This is a genomic window from Hansschlegelia beijingensis, from assembly GCF_045505405.1.
GTDB classification, from domain to species: domain Bacteria; phylum Pseudomonadota; class Alphaproteobacteria; order Rhizobiales; family Methylopilaceae; genus Methylopila; species Methylopila beijingensis_A.
This window is the reverse complement of sequence record NZ_JBJKEX010000422.1, coordinates 1-2397: the sequence shown is the minus strand read 5'-3', so window position 1 is coordinate 2397 and position 2397 is coordinate 1. Positions and strand designations below refer to the sequence as shown.

Annotated in this window: 3 protein-coding genes; all 3 read left to right on the top strand. The window is 68.9% G+C overall.

Annotated elements, in window-relative coordinates:
- Window positions 1–237, top strand: a 237-nt coding sequence (locus ACIKT0_RS17015) for an MOFRL family protein (protein WP_407106556.1), incomplete at its 5' end; no start/stop codon positions are given.
- Between the two features lie 27 nt (window positions 238–264).
- A complete protein-coding gene (locus ACIKT0_RS17010; RefSeq protein WP_407106555.1) occupies window positions 265–798 on the top strand; it encodes a DUF1036 domain-containing protein in 534 nt (177 codons plus the stop codon).
- Window positions 795–2225 (top strand): pyruvate kinase, encoded by a 1431-nt coding sequence (gene pyk, locus ACIKT0_RS17005; protein WP_407106554.1) that lies wholly within the window; start codon window positions 795–797, stop codon window positions 2223–2225. The genes ACIKT0_RS17010 and pyk overlap by 4 nt, the downstream gene beginning before the upstream one ends.
- The last annotated feature ends 172 nt before the right edge of the window (window positions 2226–2397 follow it).

The window sequence follows — 2397 nt, the reverse complement described above, 5'->3', positions numbered from 1 at the left end:
GACGGCGGCGGCGGCTCGCCGGAGGATCCGGCCGGCGCGGTGGTCGACGCCGGCACGATCGAGCGCGCCCGCGCCAAAGGCCTCGAAGCCGCCCGGTTTCTGGATAACAACGACAGCACCGGATTCTTCGAGGCGACGGGCGACGTGCTGCTCACGGGCCCGACCTGCACCAACGTCAACGACCTCAGGATCGTGCTCGTTGACAGCGCGGGCCCATCGCCGCACAACCGCGCCTGACGAGGCCAAGCGAGCGTCCCCGTCCTCATGCTGATTCGCGACCGCATCTCCCTTCGCGCCCCAGGCTGGTTCGGACGCTGCTGCGTGGCGGCGGCGGCTCTTTCCGTCGCGTCTCCGGCGCTCGCCGACTTCCGGCTGTGCAACAAGACGGACAGCCGGGTCGGGGTCTCGATCGGCTACAAGGACCACGAGACCTGGTCCACCGAAGGCTGGTGGAACGTCGCGTCGAATTCCTGTGAGACTCTGCTGCGCGGGCCGCTCTCCGCCCGTTTTTATTATGTCTATGCGATCGACTACGACCGCGGCGGGGAATGGAACGGCAAGGCCTACATGTGCACCCGCGACAAAGAGTTCACGATCAAGGGCATAGAAGACTGCCTCGCCCGCGGTTATGAACGCTCGGGCTTTTTCGAAATAGACACTGGCGAACAGAAGAGCTGGACCGTGCAATTGACGGAACCGACCGCGAATCCCGCGGCAGCCGCGCCCTCGGGCGCGACCACCCCGCCGGCGACAGCCGGCGCCCGGGCAGGCCTCGAGTCCGGCACGGCGGTTCGATGAGAAGGCTCCGCAAGGTCAAGATCGTCGCCACGCTCGGTCCTTCGTCCTCGACGCCCGAGATGGTCACGCGCCTGTTCCACGCCGGCGCCGACGTGTTCCGCATCAACATGAGCCACACCTCGCACGAGCGGATGCGCGAGCTGATCGGCTCCATCCGCACGATCGAGAAGGAGGTCGGTCGTCCGATCGGCATCCTGGTCGACCTGCAGGGTCCCAAGCTCCGCCTCGGCCGCTTCGCGGACGGCGCGGTCATGCTGGAGAAGGGCCAGACCTTCACGCTCGATTCCGACCCGACGCCCGGCGACAAGACGCGCGTCCACCTGCCTCATCCGGAAATCCTCGAGGCGCTCGAGCCGGGCCATCATCTGCTGCTTGACGACGGCAAGGTGCGGCTCGTCGCCCGCTCCTCGACCCCGACCGAGACGGTCACCGAGGTCATCGTCGGCGGCCGCCTGTCCGACCGCAAGGGCGTCAGCCTGCCGGACACGATGATCAAGACCTCCGCGATGACGGAGAAGGATCACGCCGACCTGCGGGCCGCGCTCGACGTCGGCTGCGAATGGATCGCGCTGTCCTTCGTGCAGCGTCCCGAGGACATCGTGGAGGCCAAGGAGATCATCCAGGGCCGCGCCGCGGTGATGACCAAGATCGAGAAGCCGCAGGCCATGACGCGGCTCACCGAGATCATCGATCTCTCCGACGCGCTGATGGTCGCCCGCGGCGACCTGGGCGTCGAGATGCCGATCGAGAAGGTCCCGGGCATGCAGAAGCAGATGACCCGCGCCTGCCGCCGCGCCGGCAAGCCGGTGATCATCGCGACGCAGATGCTCGAGTCGATGATCACGCAGCCGATGCCGACCCGCGCCGAGACCTCCGACGTCGCGACGGCGGTGTTCGAGGGTGCGGACGCGATCATGCTGTCCGCCGAATCCGCCGCCGGCGCCTTCCCGACGGAAGCGGTCGCGATGATGGATTCGATCGCGCGCAGCGTGGAGAGCGATCCCTATTACCGCGGGATCATCGACGCCCAGCGGGCCGAGCCCGAGGCGACCGGCGCCGACGCGATCTCGGCGGCAGCCCGCCAGGTCGCCGAGACGCTCGATCTCGCGGCGATCATCTGCTGGACCTCCGGCGGCACCACCGCGCGCCGCGCGGCCCGCGAGCGGCCGAAGACGCCCGTCATCGCGCTGACGCCGAACGTCGACACCAGCCGCCGGCTTACGCTGGTCTGGGGCGTGCATTCGATCCTCGCGCCCGACGCGCACGATCTCGACGACATGGTCGACCGCGCCTGCGCGTTCGCGCATGACGAGGGCTTCGCGCTCGACGGCGACCGGGTGATCATCTCCGCCGGCGTTCCGCTGCGGGTGCCAGGCGCGACCAACATGCTGCGCATCGCGAGCATCAAGGGCGGCTTCGAAAGCTGACGCCTGCCCTGCCCTCCCCCGCCAAGGGGGAGGCTTCCCGGCCGAACGGCCGGCGCATGAAGAGCCCGCTGTGCGGGCTCTTTTTTTGTCCGCAGGATCGATCGCGACCGTGCCGCGCCGCGCGGGTCGCGGTCGCGCGGGGGCTCAGACGCGCCTGAGCGCGCCCTGCATC

Coding starts and splice junctions, on each gene's coding strand:
- pyk (WP_407106554.1), top strand. CDS start 795: ATGAGAAGGCTCCGCAAGGTCAAGATCGTCGCCACGCTCGGTCCTTCG.
- ACIKT0_RS17010 (WP_407106555.1), top strand. CDS start 265: ATGCTGATTCGCGACCGCATCTCCCTTCGCGCCCCAGGCTGGTTCGGA.